The sequence below is a fragment of the Pseudonocardia ammonioxydans genome, from assembly GCF_900115005.1.
Lineage (GTDB): Bacteria > Actinomycetota > Actinomycetes > Mycobacteriales > Pseudonocardiaceae > Pseudonocardia > Pseudonocardia ammonioxydans.
The window spans coordinates 149,765-173,673 of the sequence record NZ_FOUY01000005.1 but is presented as its reverse complement, the minus strand read 5'-3'; the positions used below and the strand labels follow the sequence as shown (position 1 = coordinate 173,673).

Genomic DNA, 23,909 nt, shown 5'->3' with positions numbered 1-23,909 from the left:
AGCGCGCTCAGAAGTCCCGGCGGACCAGCATCCGCCACGCCCACCCGGCCGCGACCTCCGGGGCGGGGAGCGGATCGCGTTCCAACCAGCTCGCCGCGACACCGAGCAGCGACCAGGTCAGCCCCGCGGCGAACACGTCGAGCGGGATGCCCGCGTCGGACTCCGCGAAGCCCATCTCCCGCGCGGTGTCGGCCACGAACTCCTGCATCCAGCGCCGCATCCCGGCCGCCGCCTCCGGGGCCGCCGCCCCGCCGAGCGCCTGCCGGTACAGCGTGGCGTGGTCGGCGACGTGGACGAACCACCGCAGCAGCGCCGCCGGCGGATCCGGGTCGAGATCGGTCGCCACCAGCTCGGACAGGTCGGCACCAGCAGCGAGGGCCTGCGCGCTCAGCGCGTCCGCGAGCAGGGCCTCCTTGTCGGTGTAGTGCTGGTAGAAACTGCTGCGGTTGACGCCGGCCCGCTCGGCCACGTCCGCGACGGCGATCGACTCCAGCGGGTACTCACGGGCGAGGGCGAGCAGCGCGTCCTGCAGCCGCCCACGCGTCCGTACGACCCGGGGATCCATGACGGCATCCTCGCAGGCGCCGCGGGCGGTCACGGTCACCGACCACCCCGTTCCGGATACACGGAGTCACCCGCAGTCGGGTGCCGGCGTCCAGATCAGCCCGCACGGGGCGGGTGCGCCCGGAGCTGGCGCGGCGTCATCGGTTGCGCCGACCCCGGTGAACGCGAGGAGGGCGACGGCGCCGACGAGAAGGATCCGAGGGCCTGCGGGACGGCGCAGCGGGCGGCGCCGGAGCGTGCTCATGCCGGTCCATCGGACGAGCCCGTTGCTCCGTTTCGCCGCACCCGACGGGGTCATCAGGATTGTCGAGGTGCCGGGCGCTGCTAGGTTTCACCCTCCGTCCGTTCCCGGGAGGCGCTCGTTGGCCGATTGCACGATCACCGTGCGGGAGGTGGGTCCCGACGACTGGCTGACCTGGCGCGCCCTGCGGCTCGCCGCGCTCGCGGAGGCCCCGGAGGCGTTCCACAGCCGGCTCGAGGACTGGCTGGGTACGGGGGAGCAGGAGTGGCGGGAGCGGCTCGCCGCGCCCGGCCGCTACCTGGTCGCGGACGTCGAGGGGAAGCCGTGCGGTCAGGTCGTCGCGATCCCCCCGGACCCGGACGGCACGGCCGATCTGATCGCGCTCTGGGTCGCCCCGTACGCCCGCGGCCGCGGTACCGCTGACGCCCTCGTGGACGCGGTGCTCGACTGCGCCGCCGGCTGGGGGGCGTCCCGCCTGGCGCTGCACGTCGTGGTGGGCAACGACCGCGCGGCGGCCTTCTACCGGCGCCTCGGGTTCGCCGACCTGGGCCCGATCGAGCGCCCGGACGGCATCACCGAGCACCGCATGGAGCGTGCGGTCCGCCGCGCGTGACGGAGGGCGTCGACGCCCGGGAGTGCCGACCCCGGGCGCGCCGGCCCCGGGCGCGCCGGACCCAGGGACACTGCACTCACTCCGGGGCGCCGCCCGCCGCGTGCCGGCCCGCGGCCTCGCTCTCGCGCCCCTCGCGCAGCAGGTCCCGGATCTCGGTGAGCAGCACGACCTCGTCCGATTCGGACGGACCGGACTCCTCGCCGCGCTGGCGCCGCTCCTGGATGGTCTTCAGCGGGAGCACCACCAGGAAGTACACGACGGCCGCGGTGATGACGAACGTGATCACGGCGTTCACGAAGCTCGCCCAGTCGAACGTCACGCCGTTCACCTGGAAGGACCCGGCCAGCTCCCCGCCGCCCGACACGAGCTGGATGAGCGGTTTGAGGAAGGCCTCGGTGAACGCCGTGACCACCGCGGTGAAGGCCGCGCCGACCACCACCGCGACCGCGAGGTCGATGACGTTCCCGCGCATCAGGAAGTCCTTGAAACCCTTGAGCATGTCGTTCCCCTCCGGATCGTCCCGGTCGGCGGCGCCGCCCGGCCGGGGACCGAGCCTGTCACCGTCCGCTGCGGACGGACAGACCCGGAACCGGCGAGGTGTGTGTGGAGGGGGCTCCGCGAGTCCCGCTCAGCGCCGGCCGGCGCGGACCGCCGCCGCGAGGGTGCCGAGCAGGTCGTCGGTGGTGTCCCACGACATGCACGCGTCGGTGACCGACCGGCCGCGGACCATGTCGGGGCCGAGGTCCTGGCGGCCCGCCTCGAGGAAGCTCTCCATCATCAGCCCGGTGACACCGCGCTCGCCGGCGGCGATCCGCTCCGCGAGCTCGCCCACCACGACGGCCTGGCGGACGTGGTCCTTGCCGCTGTTGCCGTGGCTGGCGTCGACGACCACCCGGTCCGGCAGGCCCGCTGCCCGCAGGGCGTCCGCGGTCGCCGCGACGTCGGCGGCGGCGTAGTTGGGGCGGGCGCCACCGCGCAGGATGACGTGGGTGTCGGCGTTGCCGGTGGTCGTGACCAGCCCGGCGAGCCCGTCCGCGTTGACGCCCATGAACACGTGCGACGCGGCCGCCGCCCGCATGCCGTCGATGGCGGCGCGGATGTCGCCGTCGGTGGCGTTCTTGATCCCGACCGGCATCGACATACCGCTCACGAGCTGGCGGTGGACCTGGCTCTCCGCGGTCCGGGCGCCGATCGAGCCCCAGGTCACGACGTCGGCGATGTACTGCGGGGTGATCGGGTCGAGGAACTCGCAGCCCACCGGCAGCCCCAGCGCCGAGATGTCGAGCAGCAGCTTGCGCGCGGTGCGCAGGCCCCGGTTGACGTCGAACGTGCCGTCCAGGCCGGGGTCGTTGATCAGACCCTTCCAGCCGACCGTGGTGCGCGGCTTCTCGAAGTAGGTGCGCATCACCACGCAGAGCTCACCGGAGAGCTGCTCGGCGCGGGCGGCCAGCCGGCGGGCGTAGTCGATCGCGGCGTCGGGGTCGTGCACCGAGCACGGGCCGACGACGACGAGCAGCCGGTCGTCGTTGCCGTCGAGCACGTCGGTGACGGCGGACCGGCCACGGGTGACCGTCCCGGCGACCTCGGGGGAGCAGGGCAGGTCGTGACGCAGCAGCGCGGGGGAGATCAGCGGGCTGATCCGCTCGATGCGCCGGTCGTCGAGCGGGGTGTCCAGCAGCGGAGCGGGGGTGGTACTCATCAGGGACGGTGGTCCTTTCCCGGCGGACCGCCCCGGATCACCACGCCCGAGCCGGTCCGTCATGCCGGCTCGAGGGGATGGAGGTCAGCGCGCTACGGCACCTGCCGACCCATCCCGGGCCGGCCGGCGAAACCAGTAGGAGGCGCGCTGCACGACCCGACCCTACCTCACGGCCGTCCGCGGAACGAGCGGTACGTCCACCGGGTGGACGTGGTACGACCGACACATGCGGATCGCCCTGGCCCAGATCTCGTCCACCCGGGACCCGGAGGAGAACCTCGCCGAGGTCGGCCTGCGGATCCGGGAGGCGGCCGGGGCCGGGGCCCGGCTGGTCGTGTTCCCCGAGGCCACGATGTGCTGTTTCGGTGTCGCGCTGGGCCCGGTCGCCGAGCCGGTGGACGGGCCGTGGGCGACCCGGGTGCGTGAGCTGGCCGCGGCGGCCGGGATCACCGTGGCCGCCGGGATGTTCACCCCCTCCGGCGACGGCCGGGTCCGCAACACGCTGCTCGTCATCGGCGCCGGGGTCGACACGCACTACGACAAGATCCACATGTACGACGCGTTCGGGTTCGCCGAGTCCGACACGGTCGCGCCCGGCACCGACCCGGTCACCGCCGAGGTCCCGGAGGCCGCGGGGCCCGGGACCGGTGCGACGACGGTCGGGCTGTCGACCTGCTACGACGTGCGCTTCCCCGGGCTCTACCAGCGCCTGGCCGATGCCGGGGCCGTCGTGCAGCTCGTCCCGGCGTCCTGGGGCGCCGGGCCGGGCAAGCGCGAGCAGTGGGAGCTGCTGGTGCGGGCCCGGGCGCTGGACACCGGGTCGTTCGTCGTCGCGTGCGACCAGGCCGACCCGACGACCGTCGGCCGGGAGCACGGCAAGGCGCCGACCGGCATCGGGTACAGCCTCGTCGCCGGCCCGCGCGGCGAGGTGGTGGACGCACTGGGCGCCGACCCGGGGCTGCTCGTCGTCGACGTCGACCCGGCAGCCGCCGAGCGGGTCCGGGAGCAGATCCCGGTGCTGCGCAACCGTCGCTTCTGAGCGCGGGCCCGGTCCTCAGCCGCCCGCCGTGGTGATCCGGTCGGAGATCTGGGCCGCGAGGTCGGTGTCCTTCGCGGTCAGGCCGCCCTCGGAGTGCGTGGACAGCCGGAACGTGAGCGTGTTGTAGCGGATGTCGATGTCGGGGTGGTGGTCGGCCGCCTCGGCGTCCTCGGCGACCCGGTCCACCACCGACACGGCCGCGACGAAGTCCGGCAGCTTCGCGGTCCTCACGATCGACGCGCCGTCCCGCTGCCAGCCGGGCAGCGTCTGCAGCGCGTCGGTGATCTCGGCGTCGGTCAGCAGGGAAGTGGCCATCGCCCCATCGTGGCGCACACCGGGCGGTCCGTCGCGCCGGAACACCCGCGTCGCCCGGCCGGTCCCGCCGGATCCCGGCAGAACCCCGCGTCAGCAGGCCCGCCGGGATCAGCAGGCCCGCCGGGATCAGCGGCCCGCCGGGGTCAGCAGCCCGCCGGGGTCAGGAGGCCCGCCGGGTCAGCGCGAACACCGCGAGCCCGGCTCCGGCGATCGTGAATCCGGCGGCCCGGGCCGTGGTCGCCCACGGCGCCGTCGTCGCGACCGGGACGGCCGTGACCGCGGCGAGCACCTCGTGCCAGTGCCCGGTCGGCAGCACCGGGGCGGCCGCACCCCAGACGACCGTGACGAACGGTGCGACGGTGAGGGCGGCCAGGCCCGCGGCCACGACGACGGCGGGCCGGCGGACGGCCGCGGACAGTGCCAGCAGCAGCATCCCGAGCCCGGCCAGCTGCGCCGCGACCCACCCGGCGAGCAGCACGGCGCGGCCGAGCGTCGATCCCGTGCCGTACGGGCCGGTGCCGAGGACCGGTGCACCGGCGAGCACCGCCGTTCCCACCACGACGACCGCGGCCAGCACCGCGGCGGCCAGCACGGCCGACGCCTTGAGCGCCACCAACCGGCCCGGCCCGACCGGGGACAGCCGCAACCCGTCCAGCGTGCCGCTGTGCCGCTCGGCGGCGAACCCGTCCGCCGCGACGAGCACGACCAGCATGCCGAGCGGCAGCGCGGCCGGCTCGGAGAGCGCCACCACGAGCACCCCGAGCGTGTGCGCGAGCTGCTCCGGGCCGCCGGCCAGGCCGGCGGTCGCCAGCACCGGGACCACCGCGGCCGTGAGCAGGACGACCGCCGTCCGCGGGCGCAGCAGGGCCAGCTCGAGCTCGGACCGCACCAGGCGGCCCGGTGGGGCCGCCGTCGGACGGGTGCCGGCGCGGGGACGTGGACGGGGCGGTCCCGGGGCGGGCGGACCGCCGGTGATCGGGAGCGCCCGGACCGGCGCGTTCATCGACGTGCCCCGGCCGTCGCCGCCCACGCCGGCGGTACCGCGTGCCGGTCGTCGTGGTGCACCGGTGGTGCGGAGCCGGCGGTGAGGCGGGCGAACACCTCGTCCAGCCGGGCCGCCGGGCGGGTGACCTCCTGCACCGCCACTCCCGCGTGGACCAGCAGCGCGACGACGTCCGGCGCGGCCGGGCCGGGCGCCACGTGCACCCGGGTCCGTGGGACCTCCTCGGCGTCGATCCCACGGGCCACCAGCACCCGGACCGCCCGGTCGCCGTCCGGTGTGGTCACGAGCAGCGGGCCCGGGCGGTCGCCGAGCAGCGCGGGCAGCGGCCCGCCGGCCACCAGCCGTCCGTGGTGCAGGACGGCGACGTGCGAGCAGGTCGCCTCGACCTCGGAGAGCAGGTGGGAGCTGACGACGACGGTGGCGCCCGCCGCGTTCATCTCCGCGACCAGCCGCCGCACGTCGCGGGTGCCGGCGGGGTCGAGGCCGTTCGTCGGTTCGTCGAGCACGACCAGCCGCCGCCGGGTCAGCAACGGCACGGCGAGCCCGAGCCGCTGGCGCATCCCGAGCGAGTACCCGCGGACCCGGCGGTCGGCGACGTCGGCGAGACCGACCCGGTGCAGCACGGCGTCCACGGCGGCCGGGATCCGGGCGCTGGACAGCAGCGGTTCGGCCGCCGCGTGGCGCAGCAGGTTCTGCCGCCCGGTGCGGTGCGCGTGCAGCGCCGGGCCCTCGATCAGTGCGCCCACGTGCGGGAGCACCTCCGCGGCGTGGCCGGGCAGCCGGCGTCCCAGGAGCTCCACCGCGCCCTCGGTCGGCGCCAGCAGCCCCACCAGCATCCGCAGCAGCGTGGTCTTCCCGGCGCCGTTCGGGCCCAGCAGGCCGAGCACCGATCCCATCGGGACGTCCAGGTCGACGCCGTCGACGACCCGGCGGGAGCCGAACCCGCGGCCCAGCCCGACGGCGCGGAGCGCGGGCGGCCGGTCCGGCCGGACGTCGGGTACCGGGTGGGTGGCGCGACTCTGCTGCACGGAGCCAGCGTGACCGGCCGGCCCCGCCGCCGGGGCGATTCCGGGAGATCCGCGGCGAGCAGGTGGCGGAGCCGGTACCCGGCCGCCTCCTGCGAGGATCACCGGCGTGCCGGTGCTGAGCCTCGAGGACCACGTGGACGGACCGCCGCGACTCGTCGCCGGCGTGCTCCGCGAGACCGGGCCGGCGGCCACCGCCCTCGCCCGCGCCGGCGCCCGGCTGGAGGTGCCGGCCCGGCTGCTGGTCGCCGGCGACGAGGTGCGGGTGGCCGCGGCGGGCGGGCTGCTCGGCGTCCGCACCCGGATCATCCGGGCAGGGACCGACGGCCTGTGCTCGGAGCGCGCCGCGGGTCCGCTGCGGACGCTGTCGCACGCGACCCGGGTGACGCTGGAGGGCGCCGGCAGCCGGGTCCGCGACGAGCTCGCCTGGACGGCACCCCTCGGTGCGCCGGGCCGGATCTCGGACCCGGTGCTGCGCCGGCGCGGACGCCGGCTGCTCGAGGCCCGCCGGGACGTCCTCGCGGAACGGGTGGCCGAGCTGCGGCAGGCCCCCGTCGTGGTCGGGGCGGCGATCGTGCGGGACGGACGGCTGCTGGTCGCGCAGCGGTCCTATCCGGCGGAGCTGGCCGGGCGGTGGGAACTGCCCGGTGGCGGTGTCGAACCCGGTGAGACCGAGGCCGCAGCGCTGGTCCGCGAGTGCGTGGAGGAACTGGGGGCGCGGATCGTCGTGGAGCCCCGGCCCGGCGCCGATCCCCGGATCGGCACCGACACCCGGAACGGCACCGACACCCGGATCGGCACCGATCTGCCGATCGGGCGCCGGGTCCTGCGGATCCACACCGCCCGCCTCGTGCCGGGTTCGCCGGAGCCGCAGGCCCGCGAGCACCGCTCGCTGCGCTGGGTGGGCGCCCACGAGGTCGCCGGGCTCGGCTGGCTGGATGCCGACCGGGCCGTCGTCGCGGAGCTGCGGGCGCTGCTGCGTCCCTGACGCGGTCACGCGTGCCGAACCGGAACCCCGCCGAAGAAATGTGGAACCGCCGCGGCGCGGACGTCGTCCAAGCCGCATGACACCCACAGCCGCCACCCCGCTCACCGACCCGGCTCCCGTGCCACCGCAGCCCGCGCCACCCCAGCCCGCGCCACCACAGTCCGTGCCACCGCAGTCCGCGCCACCACAGTCCGTGCCACCGCAGTCCGTGCGACCGCAGCCCGTGCCACCGCAGTCCGTGCGACCGCAGCCCGTGCCTCCGCAGTCCGTGCCCGTCCGGCCGGCCTGCTCTGCGTTGTCGGTGTCCGGGGTGGCCACGGCGCCCGGGGCGGCTACGGATCCGGCCGCGGCACCGGGCCCGGGTGTCGACGCGCCGGGACGGCGGTGCCGGTCGGTACCCGGTCCGGACCGCCGTCGCCGGCGCCGCCGCGGCGCGACGCCGCAGGGCCCGCTCGACGAGCTGGTCGCCGCGCAGGGTGGCCTGCTCACCCGGGCGCAGGCGCTGCGGCACGGCCTGTCACCGGACGCGGTCGACCGCCGCCTCGCCGCCCGCTACTGGGTACCGGTGCAGCCGCGCGTCTACCGGGACACCCGCCATCCGGTCACCGAGGAGCTCCGCGTCCGCGCCGTGGTGCTGTGGGCGGGGGAGGACGCCGTGCTGACCGGGGCCGCCGCCGCATGGTGGTGGGGCCTGCTCGATGCCGCACCCGCGACGGTCACCGTGACCGTGCCACGGCGGCGGGCACCGCGGCCCCGCGCCGGGATCCAGGTGCGCCGCCGCGGCCTCGATCCGGCCGACGTCGCCGGACACGCCGGGATCGCGGTGGCGGCCCCGGCGCTCGCCGTGCTCGAGGCCGCGCTGGAGCCGCACGTCGCGGGCGAGGCGCTGCTGATCCGCACGCTCGCCGGAGCCGGAGCCGGAGCCGGAGCCGGAGCCGGAGCCGGAGCCGGAGCGGGAGCGCGGGCCGGAGCGGGAGCCGGAGCGCGGGCCGGAGCTGCGGAGAGCGGCCCCGCGCACGTCCCGGACCTGGCTGCGCTCACCGCCGCCCGGGCCCGCAACGTGGGCGCGCACGGGTCGGCGGCGATCGGCCGGATGCTGGCGTCGGCGTCCCGGCAGGCCGGCGAGCACGCGCTGCAGCGGCTCCGCGCGCTGCTGGTGCGCCACGGTGTGCCGGGCTGGCGGTGCGAGCACGAGGTCGCCGGCGTGGTGCTGCGGCTGGCGTTCCCGGCGGCCCGGGTCGCGGTGGAGATCGCCGGCGCGGACCCCGCGCAGTGCTCCGGCCCGGGCCTCGGCTCCCGGACCGGGGCCGGGGCCGTGGCCGTGGCCGTGGACGAGAACGTGGCCGGGGTCGGGAACGTGGCCGGGGGCGGCAACACGGACGGCGAGGGCGCGGGCTGGCGGCGCGCGGTGCTGCGCCGGAACGGCTGGCGGGTGATCGTGCTCGACCCGGCGGACCCCTGGCAGCGACCCGGCGCCACGGTGGCGGCCGTGCACCCGGCACCGCCCGCGCGGAGCACGCCGACGAGGCGCTCCCGCGGCCCCGCGCGGGCGACGGTGACCGGGACGACGATGTGATCTCGACCATGCCCGGCGGCCCGTCCGGGCGGGTGCGACCGTGTCCGCCCGGCCCGCTCCGCGGCGGCACCGGACCGGGCACATTGATCATGTGACGTGCCGGGGAGCGGCCCGGCCGAACCACGGAGCGCGGTGACCGGTCACCGCGCGAGGAGAAATTCTTCCCTGCTCAGCAGGGCAGGAACGGGATCAGTAGACCCGGGCCACCTTCAGCGCGCGCTGGAACGCCTTGCCGCTCAGGTCGTCGGCGCCGGCCTTCCGCAGCCGCATCGCCACCACGGGACAGTTCTTGCAGCGCTTCGGCTTGGACCGGCAGCACTTCTTCTTGACCTTACCCATGATGAGGTCAGGCTAACCTGCACCACGCAGCAGGAACAGACCTTGCGGCCGATACCGTGGTGATGTGACCATCCCTCGTTCCGCCTCGGCACTCGGCACCGCGTCCCACATCGACAGCGACGCCGTCCCCGATGCCCGGCCCGGCACCCCGGGCCGTCCCGAGTTGCGCAACGTCGCGATCGTCGCCCACGTCGATCACGGCAAGACCACTCTCGTCGACGCCATGCTGCGCCAGTCCGGCGCCTTCGGTGAGCGCAACGAGCCCGTCGACCGGATCATGGACTCCGGCGACCTCGAGCGCGAGAAGGGCATCACGATCCTCGCCAAGCACACCGCGGTGGCGTGGCAGGGCTACACGATCAACGTCGTCGACACCCCCGGCCACGCCGACTTCGGCGGTGAGGTCGAGCGCGGCCTGTCCATGGTCGACGGGGTCGTGCTCCTCGTCGACGCCTCCGAGGGTCCGCTCCCGCAGACCCGGTTCGTACTGCGCAAGACCCTCGCCGCCGGTCTGCCGGTGATGCTGGTCGTCAACAAGACCGACCGCGGTGACGCCCGGATCTCCGAGGTCGTCGACGAGTCCCTCGAGCTGCTGCTCGAGCTGGCCGACGAGCTCGAGATCGACGAGTCGGCCACCGCCCACCTGCTCGACCTGCCCGTCGTCTACGCCTCCGGCCGCGCCGGCAAGGCCTCGCGGCTGCGTCCCGCCGACGGTGAGCTGCCCGACTCCGACGACCTGACCCCGCTGTTCGAGACGCTGCTCGACGTCGTCCCGCCGCCGGCCGACGACCCCGGCGCCCCGCTGCAGATGCACGTCACCAACCTCGACGCGTCGAGCTTCCTCGGCCGGATCGCGCTGTGCCGGATCCGCGGCGGTGTGCTGCGCCGCGGCCAGCAGGTCGCCTGGTGCCGGGAGGACGGGTCCACCCCGCGCGTCAAGATCACCGAGTTGATGATGACCGAGGCGCTGACCCGCGTCCCGGCCGACGAGGCCCACGCCGGTGACCTCGTCGCCGTCGCCGGGATCGCCGACGTGACCATCGGCGACACCCTCGCCGACCCGGACCACCCGGTCGCGCTCCCGCGGATCGACGTCGACGAGCCCGCCATCTCGATGACGATCGGCACCAACACCTCGCCGCTGGCCGGTCGCGACCCGGTGCCGGGCAAGAAGCTGACCGCCCGCCTGGTCAAGAACCGCCTCGACGCCGAGCTGATCGGCAACGTGTCGGTCCGGGTGCTGCCCACCGAGCGGCCCGACACCTGGGAGGTGCAGGGCCGCGGCGAACTCGCGCTCGCGGTGCTGGTCGAGACCATGCGGCGGGAGGGCTTCGAGCTCACCGTCGGCAAGCCGCAGGTGGTGACCAGGACGATCGACGGCAAGCTGCACGAGCCGTTCGAGCAGCTCTCGGTCGACGTGCCCGACGACAGCCTCGGTGCCGTCACCCAGCTCCTCGCCGGCCGCAAGGGCGAGATGGGCGACATGATCCACGGCGAGGGCCGGGTCCGGATGGAGTTCCGGATCCCGTCCCGTGGCCTGATCGGCTTCCGCACCGAGTTCATGACGGTCACCCGCGGGGCCGGCATCGCCAGCCACGTGTTCGACGGGTACGCCCCCTGGGTCGGTGAGATCCGCACCCGCAACAAGGGCTCGCTGATCGCCGACCGCTCCGGGCCGGTCACCGCGTACGCGGTGGACCAGCTCGCCGACCGGGGGACGCTGTTCGTCGGGCCGACCACGGTGGTCTACAGCGGCATGGTCGTCGGCGAGTACACCCGCGCCGAGGACCTCGAGGTCAACATCTGCCGGGAGAAGAAGCTGACCAACATCCGGTCGTCCACCGCGGACGAGCTGGTCAAGCTGACCCCGCCCACGGTGCTGTCGCTGGAGCAGTCGCTGGAGTTCTGCGCGCCCGACGAGTGCGTCGAGATCACCCCGCAGAACATCCGGATCCGCAAGGTCGAGCTGGACCCGAACGCGCGCGCCCGCGCCCGGTCGCGGGCCAAGGCGGCGGCGAACGCGGCCAAGTGAGACCGGGCGCGGGGCGGCGCGGGGGCGACGGCGATACTGCGGGAGTGACCGCACGTCGACCGTTCCGCGCGCTCCCCGCGCTGCTGCTGGCCGGTCTGCTGGCGTTGACCGCGTGCTCCGCGGACCCGCAGCCGGCGCCCCCGCCGGACCCGGCGCCACCGACCGAGGCGGCCACCACGCCGACCCGGGTGGTGGCCGGGGTCGACGACCTGGGCCCCGGCTTCAACCCGCACCTGCGCTCGGACCAGTCGACGGTCACGACGGCGATCGCGGCGATGGCGCTGCCGTCGGTGTTCCGGCCGGACGCCGAGGGCGTGCTGCAGCTGGACCGGACCGTCGCCACCGACGCGAAGGTCACCTCGCAGGAGCCGTTCACGGTCAGCTACGAGCTCGACGTCGAGGCCGGCTGGTCGACCGGGGCGCCGATCGCCGCCGAGGACTTCGTCTACCTCTGGCAGCAGATGCGCAGCCAGCCGAACACGATCGGCTCCGCCGGCTACCGGGAGATCACCGACGTGCGCTCCCGGGCCGCGGGGAAGGCCGTCGACGTCGTCTTCGACGAGCCTTACCCGCACTGGAAGGAGCTGTTCACCAACCTGCTGCCGGCGCACCTGCTCAAGGACGCGCCCGGTGGGTGGACCGCACCGTTCCGGGGTGGCGTCCCCGCCTCGGGCGGGCCGTTCCGGCTGATGCAGGTGGACCGGCTGCGGGGTGAGGTCCTGCTGGTGCGCAACGACCCGTACTGGGACACCCCGGCGGTGGTCGACGAGGTCATCCTGCGGCGCATCCCGCCGAACACGCTGCCGACGGCCCTCGAGAGCCAGGGCATCGACCTCGCCCTGCCGGACGCGCGGCCCGCGGTCACGCAGGCCCTCGACGTCCTCGCCGGCTCGCCGAAGCCCCCGACCGTGCAGAGCGGGCCGCGCCCGTCGGTGCAGCAGCTGAGCTTCCGCACCCAGGACGGCCCGCTCGCCGACCCCCGGGTGCGCGAGGGCGTCGCGGCGAGCCTGGACCGCGACGCGATCCGCGAACGCGTCAGCCCGGACTCCACCGCCGTCGACGCGTTCGGCCTCGCGCCGTCCGACGCGGGGTACGCGCCGACCGCCCCGGACGGCGCCCCCGGCCGCCCGGACCGGGCGGGCGCCGAGGCGGCACTGACCGAGGCCGGCTACGTCCGCGGCGCCGACGGGCGCTGGTCGCTCGGCGGGCGCCCGCTGAACGTGGTGATCGGCGCGGGTACCGAGCGCAGCGAGGACGTCGAGATCGCCCGCGTCGTCGCCGAACAGCTCACGGCCGCCGGGATCGGGGCGACGGTCGTCGCCCCGGCCACGCCGGACCTGCTGACCAGCGCCAGCGTCGCGCCCACCACGCCGACACCGACGTCGACCCCCGCTCCCGGTGCGGGAGCGGCGCCCGGTGGGGACGCGCCCCAGCCGACCCCGGAGCAGCCGACCCCGCAGGAGTCGACACCCACGACGTCCGCGACGCCGACGACGACCCCCGGTGACGGGGGGTCGGTGGCGGTCGACGTGCTCGTCGCACCCCGTTCGGCGTACGGGGCGATCGGGCCGCGGCTGGTCTCCGACTACGGCTGCCCGCCCGACGACGTCCCGGACGACCTGCCCGGCACGTCCTGCTTCCCGGCCCTGCAGCCGCTGCTCGACCAGCTGCTCACCGGCCCGGCGGACCCGGCGGTCGTCGCCGAGGCCGAGCGGGTGCTGTGGCGCCAGCTGCCGGCGCTGCCCCTCTACCAGAACCGCGGCCTGGTGATCAGCAACCCGCAGACCGACGCCTCGACGCGGGTGACCCCCGGCCCGATCGCGACCGGCCCGATGACCGGGGCGAAGACCTGGGGCGAGCCCGAGGGCTCGAGCGAGGCCGTGTCGACCAACGAGGCCGGCGAGCCCGAGAACTGACGCCATTCGGTGCGGCCGGGCTCCGGCCGCACCGGCCCGGCGCCGGGACGGCCGAGTGGTACGTGTGTACCAAACAGGTCTCGAAGTGCGGCGAAGACCTGCCGAGCCGACCCCTCCCGTTGTTAGCGTCCGGTTCGCCGCGATGGCGTTACGCCGTTCGGAGGTCACCCTTCGATCACGATCGGCGACGGGCGTCGCGGCAGGGGGAGGCGGTTCCTAGCGTGCCCCGAGGCGGGTTACCCGGCAGTACATCCGGGTGTCCGCCGTCCCGAACGGGTGCCACACCGGCGTGCACCCACTGACCCGAGAGGCGCGTCACGACGATGAGAATGAAGGCGGCGGCCGCGGTCGCGGTGGCGGGGGCCAGTGCCCTGCTGCTCAGCGCGTGCGGCGTGGGGGGCGGGGGCGGTGCCACCGCGAGCGGCAACTTCGCCGACTGCGCCGAGAACATCAACAACTGCAACTCGGTCCCGGAGGACCAGCTCCAGCAGGGCGGGACGATCACCTTCGCGATCGAGAAGAACATCCCGAACTGGAACGTCGTCTCGGCCGACGGCAACGTGTTCGAGACCGGGATGGCGACCCAGGCCTACCTGCCGGCCGCGTTCGACACGCAGCCGGATCTCACGCTGGCGCTGAACACCGACCTCATGGTGTCGGCCGACCTGGTGAACCCGACCACGATCGTCTACAAGATCAAGCCGGAGGCGGTCTGGAGCGACGGCACGCCGATCAGCGCCGACGACTTCGCCTACAGCTGGAAGATGCAGAGCCCGACCGAGTGCCCGGAGTGCGCGACCGCGGGCAACGGCGGCTGGGACGTGGTGCAGGACGTCGTCGGCTCCGACGGTGGCAAGACCGCGACGATGACGCTGAGCCACCCGTTCACCGACTGGCAGAACTACTTCAGCTCCGGGCAGCCGCTCTACCCGGCGCACATCGCCGCGCAGCACGGTGACCTGAACACCCCCGAGGGCATCGCGGCGTCGTTCGACTGGTTCGGGAAGAACCCGCCGACCTACTCCGGCGGGCCGTACGTCGTCGAGAACTGGCAGGACAACCAGGCGCTCACGCTCGCCCCGAACCCGCGCTGGTACGGCGCGACCAAGCCGAAGCTCGACCAGCTGATCATGCGGGTGATCACCGATGCCACCCAGGAGCCGATCGCGCTCCAGAACAACGAGGTGCAGGTGATCTACCCGCAGCCGCAGGTGGACATCGTCCAGCAGATCCAGCAGATCCCGAACGTCTCCCAGAACCAGCAGCTCGGGATCCAGTGGGAGCACTACGACTTCAACCTGCGCAACCCGTTCCTGCAGGACAAGGCGCTGCGCCAGGCGATGTACACCGCGGTGAACCGCGAGGACATCATCGCCAAGACGGTCGGCCAGTTCAATCCGGACGTGCAGCCGTTGAACAGCCTGATGTTCCTGCCCCAGATGGAGGGCTACACCGACAACGTCACCGCCACCGGGCTGGGGTCGGGCGACGTCGAGCGGGCCAAGCAGATCCTCACCGACGCCGGTTACACCGGGGTCGGGGAGAAGCTGGTGGCGCCGAGCGGCGAGGCCGTGCCGGACATGCGGATCCGCTACACCGTCGGCAACGCCATCCGGCAGAACGAGAGCGAGCTGTTCGCCGGCTACATGAAGCAGCTGGGGATCAACGTCGCGGTCGAGCCGACCGACGATCTCGGCACCACCCTGTCCGCCGGTGACTACGACATCATGGTCTTCGCCTGGGTGCAGTCGCCCGCACCGTTCGCGAACGCCCAGCAGACGTTCCTGTCGAGCTCGGGCAACAACTTCGGCCAGTACAAGAATCCGCGCACCGACGCGATGCTGAACGAGGCGGCCTCGTCGGCGGACAAGGCGGCGGCCACGGCCACCCTGAACGAGGCCGACCGCATCATCATGGAGGACGCCTACGTCCTGCCGCTCTACCAGAAGCCGACCCTGATCGCGGCCCAGGACACCGTGGCCAACGTCCGCGGCAACGCCAGCCTCGCCGGCCCGACCTACAACGCCGGCGAGTGGGCCCTGCGCGCCGGCAGCTGACCCCCGGCCACCCGGCGACCGGCCCGTCACGAGCGGGCCGGTCGCCGCTCCCACCACGTGTAGGAAAGACCTCCACATGCTTCTCTACGCAGTGCGCCGGATCGTGATCTCGATCCCGATCCTGCTGGTGTCGTCGTTCATCGTGTTCTGGCTGGGCACGCTGTCCGGCAACCCGTTGACCCCACTCCTGTTGCGCAACCCCCCGCCCCCGCAGTCGGTCCTCGACGCCGAGGCCGCCCGGCTGCACCTCGACGAGCCGCTGGTGCCGCGCTACCTGGCCTGGCTCGGCGGAGTGTTCCGGGGAGACTTCGGGCCCTCGGTCATCGCCACCCAGGACATCGGCGAGGAGCTCGCCACCCGGTTCTGGGTGACGATGCGGCTGATCATCGTTGCGATGATCGTCGCGCTGGTGCTGGCCGTGCTGGTCGGCGTCTACACGGCCGTGAAGCAGTACTCGAAGTCCGACTACGCGGCGACGTTCATCGGCTTCCTGTTCCTGGCGATGCCGTCGTTCTGGCTGGCCATCCTGCTCAAGCAGGGCGGCATCGACTTCAACACCATCGTCGGCGACCAGGTCATCTACACGATCGGGGCGTCGTCGATCCCGCCGCCGGACGGCTTGCTCGCGCGGGTCGCGGACGTCGCGGGGCACATGGTGCTGCCGACGATCGCGCTCGCGCTGATCTCCTACGCGGCATGGAGCCGGTTCACCCGGGCCTCGATGCTGGAGACGCTGAACTCCGACTACGTGCGGCTGGCCCGGGCCAAGGGCCTGCCCCGGCGGACGGTGATGTTCCGGCACGCGCTGCGCACCGCGCTGATCCCGCTGACCACCGTGACGGCCTTGGACATGGCGACCATCCTCGGTGGTGCCGTGATCACCGAGACGGTCTTCCAGTGGCGCGGGCTCGGCGACTTCCTGATCGAGTCGATCCGGCAGTTCGACACCTACGCCGTGACGTCCTGGCTGCTGATCTCGGCGACGATCGTGATCGTCCTCAACCTCGTCGCCGACCTGCTCTACGGCGTCCTCGACCCCAGGATCCGCTATGCCTGACGCCATCGACACGACGCACCCCCGGCCCGCGGCCCCCGCCGACCCGGACCGCGAGTTCACGGTCGAGGAACGCAGCCAGGCCCAGCTCGTGCTGCGCCGGTTCCTGCAGCACCGGGCGGCGATGGTCAGCCTCGTCGTGCTCGTCCTGCTGGTGCTGCTCGCCTACGTCGTGGGTCCGCTCTGGCGCTACGACGTCGGTCAGATCACCCCCGACAACTCCGCGCCACCGTCGCTCGCCCACCCGTTCGGCACCGACGCCGTCGGCAAGGACCAGTTCGCCCAGGTGCTCGGCGGCACCCGGACCTCGCTGCAGGTCTCGGTGATGGTCGCCCTGCTGGCGACGTTCGTCGGGACGCTGTGGGGCTCGATCGCCGGCTACTTCGGCGGCTGGGTCGACACGATCATGATGCGGATCGCCGACCTCGTGCTGACCCTGCCGCTGATCGCCGTGGCGGCCATGCTCGCGCACAACCTCGGCGGGACCTGGTACCTGATCGGGCTGGTCATCGCGGGGCTGTACTGGGCCTATGTCTCCCGGGTGGCCCGCGGGGTGGTGCTCTCGCTGCGGGAGAAGGAGTTCATCGAGGCCGCGCGGGCGCTGGGCGCGTCGAACACCCGGATCATCGTGCGGCACCTCGTACCGAACGCGCTGGGCTCGATCCTGGTCAACCTGACGATCCTGGTCGCGCTGGCGATCCTGCTCGAGACCGCGCTGTCGTATCTGGGCTTCGGCGTCCAGGTCCCGGACACCTCGCTCGGGCTGCTGGTCAACGAGGCACAGACGGCGCTGACGACCCGGCCGTGGTTGTTCTACTTCCCCGGACTGTTCATCATCATCATCGCGCTCACGATCAATTTCATCGGCGACGGCCTGCGTGACGCGTTCGACCCGCAGCAGACGAAGGTGCGCCAGTGACCGACCAGCAGACCGGCCCGGAGATCCTGCGCGTCTCCGGGCTGACCGTGACGTTCCCCAGCGGGGACGGCCCGGTCCGGGCCGTCCGGGGCGTGGACTACACCCTGCACCGGGGGGAGGTGCTCGGCATCGTCGGCGAGTCCGGCTCCGGGAAGTCGGTGACCTCGCTGGCGGTGATGGGCCTGCTCCCGCCCACGGCGCAGGTCGAGGGCACGATCCGGTTCGACGGCGTAGACCTGCTCGCCGCGAGCGAGGACGAGCTCACCAGGGTCCGCGGCGAGCGGATCGCGATGATCTTCCAGGACCCGATGACCTCGCTGAACCCGGTCTACACCGTCGGGTACCAGATCGCGGAGGCGGTGCTGGCCCACCGCGACGTGAGCAAGGCGGCGGCCCGGGAGCGGGCGATCGAGCTGCTGGGCACGGTGCGGATCCCCAACCCCGACCAGCGGGTCGACTCCTACCCGCACGAGCTCTCCGGCGGGATGCGCCAGCGGGTCGTCATCGCGATCGCGATGGCCAACGACCCGGACGTGATCATCGCCGACGAGCCGACGACGGCGCTGGACGTGACCGTGCAGGCACAGGTGATGGAAGCCCTGGCGGCGGCACAGCGGGCAACCGGTGCCGCGATGGTGCTGATCACCCACGACCTCGGCGTGATCGCGGGCCAGGCCGACCGGGTGATGGTCATGTACGCCGGCAAGCCGGTCGAGGTCGGCGGGGTCGAGGACATCTTCTACACCCCGCGGATGCCCTACACACTGGGCCTGCTCGGCAGCCTGCCGCGCCTCGACCGCCCGGCGGAGCGGCTCACGCCGATCCCCGGCTCACCGCCGTCGGTGGTGAACATGCCGCCGGGCTGTCCGTTCACGCCGCGCTGCCCGCTGTCGTCGGAGGTGTGCCGCGAGGTCGAGCCCGAGCTCGTCGGGGTCGAGGATGCGGCCGGCACGTCCGGGGACGGGCACCGGGCCGCGTGCCACCATTCGTCCCAGCTGGCCGGGGCCGCGGCCGGCGAGGTCTTCGACGCCGGCGGTGGTGAGGACCTCACCGGCCACGGTGCCGCGCCCGCCGATCCGACCGCGCTGACCGGGGAGGCCGGCCGATGAGCAGCACCACGGAGGCCACGACGCGGTCCACGAGCGCGCCCACCCTGCTCTCGGTGCGGCACCTGGTGAAAGAGTTCCCGATCCGCTCCGGTGGCCTGTTCCGGCGCCGGGCCGGTGCGGTGCAGGCCGTCAGCGACGTGTCGTTCGACATCGCCGAGGGCGAGACGCTCGGACTGGTCGGCGAGTCCGGCTGCGGGAAGTCGACGCTGGCCCGCGTCGCGCTGAACCTGATCCCGGCCACCGCCGGCGAGGTCCGGTTCGGCGACCGGGAGATCACGGCCCTGTCGCCCGGGCGGATGCGGTCGCTGCGCCGGGAGATGCAGCTGGTGTTCCAGGACCCGTACGCGTCGCTGGACCCCCGGATGCCGGTGAACGAGCTGATCGCCGAGCCACTGCGGATCCACGGCCTCTACGGCGCCGACGGCCGCGACCGGGTCCGCGAGCTCATGAGCACCGTCGGGCTCAAGCCCGAGCACGGGAACCGCTACGCCCACGAGTTCTCCGGCGGCCAGCGCCAGCGCATCGGCATCGCCCGCGCGCTCGCGCTGCACCCGAAGCTGATCGTGCTGGACGAGCCGGTGTCGGCGCTGGACGTCTCGATCCAGGCCGGCGTGCTCAACCTGCTGCAGGAGCTGCAGGCCGAGCGCGGGCTGTCGTACCTGTTCGTCTCGCACGACCTGTCGGTGGTGCGCCACATCGCCGACCGGATCGCGGTCATGTACCTCGGGAAGATCGTCGAGACCGGGCCGGCGTCGTCGCTGTTCAGCGCGCCGGGGCACCCGTACACGCACGCGCTGATCTCGGCGATCCCGCTGCCCGACCCGCGGCGCGAGCGGGCCCGGGAGCGGATCACCGTCATCGGTGACCTGCCCAACCCGGCCGATCCGCCGTCGGGCTGCCGGTTCCGCACCCGCTGCCCGAAGTTCGCCCACGAGCTCTCGGCCGACCAGCAGCAGACGTGCACCGACGAGGAGCCGGCGCTGACCGACCGGGGCACCGGACACCCGGTGGCCTGCCATTTCGCGCAGGCGCGCGCGCTGCTCTAGGCACCCGGTGGGACACTGGCGGCGTGTCGCTGGTGCTGGGGATCGAGACGTCGTGCGACGAGACCGGGGCCGGCCTGGTCCGGGACGGGGTGCTGCTCGGCGAGGGCCTGGCGTCCTCGGCCGACGAGCACGCCCGCTTCGGCGGCGTCGTCCCCGAGGTCGCGGCGCGGGCGCACGTGAGCGCCGTGGTGCCGATGGTCCGCGCCGCCGTCGACGCCGCGGGCGTGTCGCTGTCCGAGGTGGACGCCGTCGCGGTCACCGCGGGGCCGGGTCTCTCACCCGCCCTGCACGTCGGGGTCGCCGCGGCGAAGGCCTACGCGGCCGCGCTGGACGTGCCGCTCTACGGCGTGCACCACCTGGCCGGGCACGCGGCCGTCGACGTCCTGGAGCACGGACCGCTGCCGCCGCGCTGCGTCTGCCTGATCGTCTCCGGTGGGCACACCTCGCTGCTGTCGCTCGGCGACCTCGCCCACGACCCCGTCGAACACCTCGGTGACACCGTCGACGACGCGGCCGGGGAGGCGTTCGACAAGGTCGCCCGGCTGCTCGGGCTGCCCTACCCGGGCGGGCCGTCGGTGTCGCGGGCCGCGCTCGACGGGGACCCGGCCGCGGTCGCGTTCCCCCGGCCGATGACCGGGCCGCGCGACGCCGTGTTCGGGTTCTCCTTCTCCGGGCTGAAGACGGCCGTCGCCCGGCACGTCGAGGCCGCGCAGGACGCGGGCCGGGCGCTCCCGGTCGCGGACGTGGCCGCGTCGTTCCAGATGGCCGTCGTCGACGTGCTGGTGCGCAAGGCGCTGCGGGCCTGCGTCGAGCGCGGAGCGGACACGCTGCTCATGGTCGGCGGGGTCGCGGCGAACCGGGTGCTGCGCGCCGAGATGGAGCGGGCGTGCGCGGACGCGGGGATCACGCTGCGGGTGCCGGCGCCCCGGTTGTGCACCGACAACGGCGCCATGATCGCCGCGCTCGGGGACCTGCTGGTCCGGGGCGGTGTCGCCCCGGCCGGCCTGGCGACGACGGCGGTGCCGACCGTGGCGCTCAGCGGTGCCGGGGTCCCGGTGCCGCCGGCGTCCGGGGAGGCCGCGGAGTTCCCGCTGCCGGTGACGGTCGCCCCCGGGGCGGGCGTGCCGTCGGGCGGCGCCGGCGCCCCGTAGGCTTCATCGGTGTCTCGCGCCCACCCGTCTCCCGCCCACCGGCTGCTGCTCGTCCACGCGCACCCGGACGACGAGACCCTGACCACCGGCGGCACCATCGCCCGCTACACCGCCGACCCGGAGTGCGAGGTCACCGTCGTGACCTGCACCCTCGGCGAGGAGGGCGAGGTGATCCCGCCGGAGCTCGCCGAGCTCGCCCCCGACCGGGGTGACCAGCTGGGCGGGTACCGCACCCGCGAGCTGGACGCCGCGCTCGCCGCGCTCGGTGGTCCGCGGCACCGCTACCTCGGCGGTGCCGGTCGCTGGCGGGACACCGGGATGGTGCTCGCCGGGCACGGCACCCGGGCGGCGCTGCCGCCCCGGCTGCACCCGCGCGCGTTCGCGGCCCCGAAGGTGTTCGGCACCCAGCTCGCCCAGCTGCTCGACGTCGTCGACGAGGTCCGCCCGCAGGTGCTGGTGTCCTACGCCGCGGACGGGTCGTACGGGCACCCGGACCACGTCCGCGCGCACGAGCTGACCGCCGCCGCGGCGGCCGCGCGCCCGGACATCGTCGCGAAGCTGTACTTCACGGTGCGGTCCACGGCACTGCTGGAGGAGGGGCTGGCCGAGCTGCTCACGGCCTGCGACGGCGACCCGGAGCGCAGCGGTCTGCGCTGGCCGGAGCCCGACGAGCACCCCGGCCACGACGAGGCCGCCGTCACCACCCGGCTCGACGTGTCCGCCCACGACGAGGAGCGGATCGCCGCGATGCGGGCGCACGCCACCCAGATCGACGTCCGGACCGGGTCCGGGTGGGCGGCGTACGCGATGAGCAACGGGATCACCCAGCCGCTGCTCGGGACCGAGGAGTTCGTGCTCGCCGGGGCCGAGCCGACCGAGAAGCCCGAGACGGACCTGTTCGAGGGGTTGTCGTGAGCGATCCGACCCGGCTGCCGCTCGCCGCGCTGCTGACGCTGGTCTCGGTGCTGCTGGTGGCGTTCGAGCTGATGTTCCAGATGCTCTACATCGGTCCGGTGCCGGTGCCGATCGGCACGGTGCTCGTCGTCGTGTCGTTGCCGTGGCTCGTGCGCACCTCGGTCACCGAGATCTCGCCGACCGCGGCGGGGGCGGCCGCGCCGGTGGCCGTGTGGTTCGTCTCCGTGCTGGTGCTGGGCCTGTTCGGGCCGGGCGGCGACGTGCTGCTGCCGGGAACCTGGCAGTCCATGCTGCTGCTGGTCGCGGGGGCGGCGTCCGGGCTGGTGGCGTTCCGCCGGGCGGTCGAGAACCTCGCCGCGAGCCGGGCGCAGCAGGTGCGCTAGATGATCGGCAAGATCACCGACGAACAGCTGGTGACGGTCCTGCGACCGTTCGTGCGGGCGACCCGTCCGGTGCTGGACGGCTTGCGTGAGTCCGACCCGTTCGGGCTGCGGGCGCGCGTGACGCCCGGCGCGTCGGGGGAGCTGGACGCGGAGCCCGAGGAGCGCACGCTCGCCGGCAAGATCCTGGACGCGCTGGCGTCGGTGCAGGTCCCCGGGACGGCGGCGTGGGCCCGGATGGACGTCGACGCCCGCGCGCACTGGTGGGTGTATCGGCTCGGCCGGTTCACGACGCTGATCGCGGCCGTCCCCGGTCTCGGCGGCGCGCTGGCCCGGACCCTGCCGGTGTCCGACACGGTCGGCGCGGCCGGCGGGGGGCTGCTGCTGGTGGCCGTCGCCGGCGAGCACGGCGTCCGGGACGAGGACCGGCTGGTGGAGCTGCTCGCGGCGGTGCTGTTCCAGCGCGAGCTCAGCACGGCCGGGCGGGACCTGACCGCCGAGGAGGACGCCGCCGCAGACGCGCGCGCCGCGGAGCTCACCGGCGAGCTGGCCGGGCGCGGCACGCGGGCCACGCTGAAGCGGGTCGGTGGCGCGGTGTGGCGGCTGGGCCGGGCACTGTGGTCGGTGGAGGACGAGCTGGACAAGCGCCCCGGCGGGCGCTTCTACCACCAGTGGCTCGGGATGCTGCCGGTCGTCGGCGTCGTCGGGAAGTACCTGGGCGAGTGGTCCGGTCTCAAGCGCGCGGCCCGGCAGGCGCGGACCTGGCTGGAGCGCAAGGGACTCGCCGCCGCTCAGCGCCGCTGAGCGCTGCGCACGCTCGGCTCAGCCTCGCGTGCCGCCCGGCGCTCCGGGCACCAGGTAGTGGTACCGGTGGTGCTCGGTCCAGCCGGCCGCCGCGTAGAGCGCCCGGGCCGCCGTGTTGTCCGCGGTGACGTCGAGCAGGGCGTGCCGGGCCCCGGCGGCGCGCCCCCAGGACAGGACGGTCCCCATGAGCTCGCCGGCCAGCCCGCGTCGGCGGTGCTCGGGACGCACGTGCAGCCGCGAGACGTAGACGTGGTCCTCGACGACCGCGGCGCGGACCGCTGCGGCCGCCCCGCTCTCGGAGACGATCATGCCGAAGCCGACGCGGGGGAGGGGGTCCGCCGTCGCTTTGCTCTGCTCACCTCGGCGCACCACCCCGCTGACCTGCCTCTGCGCCGCTTTGCTCTGCATACCGGGGCGCACCTCGGCGCCGGTGGGGGTGGCCTGCGGACCGGGGGCGACCACGGCGCGGGCCGACGATCCGGGGGCCGGGACCTGCTCGTCGAAGACCGACCACCAGCCGTCGGGCGGACTGTCGGGCAGGTCCGTGACCGGCGCCCCGGCGGGGGCGACGTCGTCGAGCGAGGCGACGAGCACCAGGCACTCGCCGGGGTCGGCCACGCGCCACCCGGCCTCGAGGATCCGGTTCGACCCCGGCGAGCCCACCGGGGCCTGCACCAGCGGTGCGATGCCGTGCTCGTCGGCGAACTCCCGCACCTGATCGAGGGCGGCCTCGACCGGCATTCCCGGGTCACCGAGCGCCAGCGTCGAGTTGGCGCGCTTGGTGTACCCACCGGCGGCCCGGAGGAGCCAGCCACCGAGCTCGCGGCGCACCGGAGCCGGCCATGCGTCCGACCGCAGCCGCTCCAGCCGGGCGACCGCGGCTCGGGATGCCCGTCGGGCGGGCGCCGGCGGCACCTCCCGCACGGCCACGACGGTGTCGCGTTCCACCCGGACCTCCCCGGACCGGGTGCGGACGACCACCGCATCGGGGCTGTCCGCGGTGGTCAGCTCACCCACGGCATCGGTGAACCGCGGGCCCGGCGCGCCGTCCGGGGCGATCCGGAACCGGAGCGTCACCCGGCGTCCGAGCAGATCGTCCAGCATGGCACTGACCACCTCACTCC

23 protein-coding genes are annotated in these 23,909 nt (G+C 74.3%); 15 read left to right on the top strand and 8 right to left on the bottom strand.

The genetic code is table 11. From position 1 onward, the window contains the following. Window positions 1-7: 7 nt before the first annotated feature. Complete coding sequence (locus tag BM093_RS07410) at window positions 8-565, bottom strand: TetR/AcrR family transcriptional regulator (protein WP_093339156.1); 558 nt, start codon at window positions 563-565, stop codon at window positions 8-10. Between the two features lie 391 nt (window positions 566-956). Here BM093_RS07410 and BM093_RS07405 point away from each other — a divergent pair, with 391 nt between their 5' ends. Beyond that, window positions 957-1,418: a GNAT family N-acetyltransferase gene (locus BM093_RS07405; protein ID WP_218162691.1), complete on the top strand. Its 462-nt coding sequence runs from the start codon at window positions 957-959 to the stop codon at window positions 1,416-1,418. 76 nt (window positions 1,419-1,494) lie between these two features. On the opposite strand, the gene mscL is transcribed toward BM093_RS07405, so the two are convergent. Both mscL and BM093_RS07395 read right to left on the bottom strand, forming a co-directional pair. Continuing rightward, on the bottom strand, window positions 1,495-1,917 hold the full coding sequence (gene mscL, locus BM093_RS07400) for a large conductance mechanosensitive channel protein MscL (protein ID WP_093339152.1): 423 nt from the start codon (window positions 1,915-1,917) through the stop codon (window positions 1,495-1,497). Between the two features lie 129 nt (window positions 1,918-2,046). After that, window positions 2,047-3,117, bottom strand: a complete 1,071-nt coding sequence (locus tag BM093_RS07395) for a 3-deoxy-7-phosphoheptulonate synthase (protein ID WP_093339151.1) — start codon at window positions 3,115-3,117, stop codon at window positions 2,047-2,049. 226 nt (window positions 3,118-3,343) lie between these two features. Here BM093_RS07395 and BM093_RS07390 point away from each other — a divergent pair, with 226 nt between their 5' ends. Continuing rightward, window positions 3,344-4,156: a carbon-nitrogen hydrolase family protein gene (locus tag BM093_RS07390; protein WP_093339148.1), complete on the top strand. Its 813-nt coding sequence runs from the start codon at window positions 3,344-3,346 to the stop codon at window positions 4,154-4,156. Between the two features lie 15 nt (window positions 4,157-4,171). Here the strand turns inward: BM093_RS07390 and BM093_RS07385 are convergent, their stop codons facing one another. From BM093_RS07385 to BM093_RS07375, 3 genes are all read right to left on the bottom strand, one after another. Continuing rightward, window positions 4,172-4,471: a 4a-hydroxytetrahydrobiopterin dehydratase gene (locus BM093_RS07385; RefSeq protein WP_093339146.1), complete on the bottom strand. Its 300-nt coding sequence runs from the start codon at window positions 4,469-4,471 to the stop codon at window positions 4,172-4,174. 160 nt (window positions 4,472-4,631) lie between these two features. After that, complete coding sequence (locus tag BM093_RS35795; RefSeq protein WP_177238315.1) at window positions 4,632-5,360, bottom strand: ABC transporter permease; 729 nt, start codon at window positions 5,358-5,360, stop codon at window positions 4,632-4,634. 110 nt (window positions 5,361-5,470) lie between these two features. Further along, entirely contained in the window at window positions 5,471-6,502 is a 1,032-nt protein-coding gene (locus BM093_RS07375) for an ABC transporter ATP-binding protein (RefSeq protein ID WP_177238314.1), read from the bottom strand. 106 nt (window positions 6,503-6,608) lie between these two features. On the opposite strand from BM093_RS07375, the gene BM093_RS37865 reads away from it, so the two are divergent. Continuing rightward, the gene (locus BM093_RS37865; protein WP_281248694.1) at window positions 6,609-7,487 is read left to right on the top strand and encodes a (deoxy)nucleoside triphosphate pyrophosphohydrolase; all 879 of its coding nucleotides are present in this window, start codon (window positions 6,609-6,611) and stop codon (window positions 7,485-7,487) included. 310 nt (window positions 7,488-7,797) lie between these two features. Further along, the gene (locus BM093_RS07365) at window positions 7,798-9,063 is read left to right on the top strand and encodes a type IV toxin-antitoxin system AbiEi family antitoxin domain-containing protein (protein WP_143105287.1); all 1,266 of its coding nucleotides are present in this window, start codon (window positions 7,798-7,800) and stop codon (window positions 9,061-9,063) included. A 189-nt stretch (window positions 9,064-9,252) separates the two neighbouring features. Here the strand turns inward: BM093_RS07365 and BM093_RS35790 are convergent, their stop codons facing one another. After that, a complete protein-coding gene (locus BM093_RS35790) occupies window positions 9,253-9,402 on the bottom strand; it encodes a hypothetical protein (RefSeq protein ID WP_177238313.1) in 150 nt (49 codons plus the stop codon). Window positions 9,403-9,511: 109 nt separating this feature from the next. Here BM093_RS35790 and typA point away from each other — a divergent pair, with 109 nt between their 5' ends. The 11 genes from typA to BM093_RS07310 all read left to right on the top strand — a co-directional run bounded on the left by typA (window position 9,512) and on the right by BM093_RS07310 (window position 22,785). Further along, the gene (gene typA / locus BM093_RS07360) at window positions 9,512-11,434 is read left to right on the top strand and encodes a translational GTPase TypA (protein ID WP_093339414.1); all 1,923 of its coding nucleotides are present in this window, start codon (window positions 9,512-9,514) and stop codon (window positions 11,432-11,434) included. A gap of 44 nt (window positions 11,435-11,478) precedes the next feature. Next, window positions 11,479-13,350, top strand: a complete 1,872-nt coding sequence (locus tag BM093_RS07355) for an ABC transporter family substrate-binding protein (protein ID WP_093339140.1) — start codon at window positions 11,479-11,481, stop codon at window positions 13,348-13,350. A 323-nt stretch (window positions 13,351-13,673) separates the two neighbouring features. Further along, complete coding sequence (locus BM093_RS07350; protein ID WP_093339138.1) at window positions 13,674-15,407, top strand: ABC transporter family substrate-binding protein; 1,734 nt, start codon at window positions 13,674-13,676, stop codon at window positions 15,405-15,407. A gap of 76 nt (window positions 15,408-15,483) precedes the next feature. Continuing rightward, window positions 15,484-16,464, top strand: a complete 981-nt coding sequence (locus BM093_RS07345) for an ABC transporter permease (RefSeq protein WP_093339136.1) — start codon at window positions 15,484-15,486, stop codon at window positions 16,462-16,464. Then, window positions 16,457-17,380: an ABC transporter permease gene (locus BM093_RS07340; protein WP_093339133.1), complete on the top strand. Its 924-nt coding sequence runs from the start codon at window positions 16,457-16,459 to the stop codon at window positions 17,378-17,380. Before BM093_RS07345 ends, BM093_RS07340 begins: the two co-directional genes overlap by 8 nt. Then, on the top strand, window positions 17,377-18,489 hold the full coding sequence (locus BM093_RS07335; protein ID WP_093339130.1) for an ABC transporter ATP-binding protein: 1,113 nt from the start codon (window positions 17,377-17,379) through the stop codon (window positions 18,487-18,489). Before BM093_RS07340 ends, BM093_RS07335 begins: the two co-directional genes overlap by 4 nt. Next, window positions 18,486-19,535, top strand: a complete 1,050-nt coding sequence (locus BM093_RS07330; RefSeq protein WP_093339127.1) for an ABC transporter ATP-binding protein — start codon at window positions 18,486-18,488, stop codon at window positions 19,533-19,535. Before BM093_RS07335 ends, BM093_RS07330 begins: the two co-directional genes overlap by 4 nt. Window positions 19,536-19,558: 23 nt before the next feature. Further along, a complete protein-coding gene (tsaD, locus tag BM093_RS07325) occupies window positions 19,559-20,686 on the top strand; it encodes a tRNA (adenosine(37)-N6)-threonylcarbamoyltransferase complex transferase subunit TsaD (protein ID WP_093339124.1) in 1,128 nt (375 codons plus the stop codon). Window positions 20,687-20,695: 9 nt separating this feature from the next. Beyond that, the gene (gene mshB / locus BM093_RS07320) at window positions 20,696-21,601 is read left to right on the top strand and encodes an N-acetyl-1-D-myo-inositol-2-amino-2-deoxy-alpha-D-glucopyranoside deacetylase (RefSeq protein WP_093339121.1); all 906 of its coding nucleotides are present in this window, start codon (window positions 20,696-20,698) and stop codon (window positions 21,599-21,601) included. Further along, window positions 21,598-21,984, top strand: a complete 387-nt coding sequence (locus BM093_RS07315) for a hypothetical protein (RefSeq protein ID WP_093339117.1) — start codon at window positions 21,598-21,600, stop codon at window positions 21,982-21,984. The genes mshB and BM093_RS07315 overlap by 4 nt, the downstream gene beginning before the upstream one ends. Further along, the gene (locus tag BM093_RS07310) at window positions 21,985-22,785 is read left to right on the top strand and encodes a hypothetical protein (RefSeq protein WP_177238312.1); all 801 of its coding nucleotides are present in this window, start codon (window positions 21,985-21,987) and stop codon (window positions 22,783-22,785) included. An 18-nt stretch (window positions 22,786-22,803) separates the two neighbouring features. Here BM093_RS07310 and BM093_RS07305 read toward each other — a convergent pair whose 3' ends face one another. Then, on the bottom strand, window positions 22,804-23,889 hold the full coding sequence (locus BM093_RS07305) for a GNAT family N-acetyltransferase (RefSeq protein WP_093339114.1): 1,086 nt from the start codon (window positions 23,887-23,889) through the stop codon (window positions 22,804-22,806). Window positions 23,890-23,909 lie beyond the last annotated feature (20 nt).

Coding starts and splice junctions, on each gene's coding strand:
- BM093_RS07410 (WP_093339156.1), bottom strand. CDS start 565: ATGGATCCCCGGGTCGTACGGACGCGTGGGCGGCTGCAGGACGCGCTG.
- mscL (WP_093339152.1), bottom strand. CDS start 1,917: ATGCTCAAGGGTTTCAAGGACTTCCTGATGCGCGGGAACGTCATCGAC.
- BM093_RS07395 (WP_093339151.1), bottom strand. CDS start 3,117: ATGAGTACCACCCCCGCTCCGCTGCTGGACACCCCGCTCGACGACCGG.
- BM093_RS07390 (WP_093339148.1), top strand. CDS start 3,344: ATGCGGATCGCCCTGGCCCAGATCTCGTCCACCCGGGACCCGGAGGAG.
- BM093_RS07385 (WP_093339146.1), bottom strand. CDS start 4,471: ATGGCCACTTCCCTGCTGACCGACGCCGAGATCACCGACGCGCTGCAG.
- BM093_RS35790 (WP_177238313.1), bottom strand. CDS start 9,402: ATGGGTAAGGTCAAGAAGAAGTGCTGCCGGTCCAAGCCGAAGCGCTGC.
- BM093_RS07350 (WP_093339138.1), top strand. CDS start 13,674: ATGAGAATGAAGGCGGCGGCCGCGGTCGCGGTGGCGGGGGCCAGTGCC.
- BM093_RS07345 (WP_093339136.1), top strand. CDS start 15,484: ATGCTTCTCTACGCAGTGCGCCGGATCGTGATCTCGATCCCGATCCTG.
- BM093_RS07340 (WP_093339133.1), top strand. CDS start 16,457: ATGCCTGACGCCATCGACACGACGCACCCCCGGCCCGCGGCCCCCGCC.
- BM093_RS07330 (WP_093339127.1), top strand. CDS start 18,486: ATGAGCAGCACCACGGAGGCCACGACGCGGTCCACGAGCGCGCCCACC.
- BM093_RS07310 (WP_177238312.1), top strand. CDS start 21,985: ATGATCGGCAAGATCACCGACGAACAGCTGGTGACGGTCCTGCGACCG.
- BM093_RS07305 (WP_093339114.1), bottom strand. CDS start 23,889: ATGCTGGACGATCTGCTCGGACGCCGGGTGACGCTCCGGTTCCGGATC.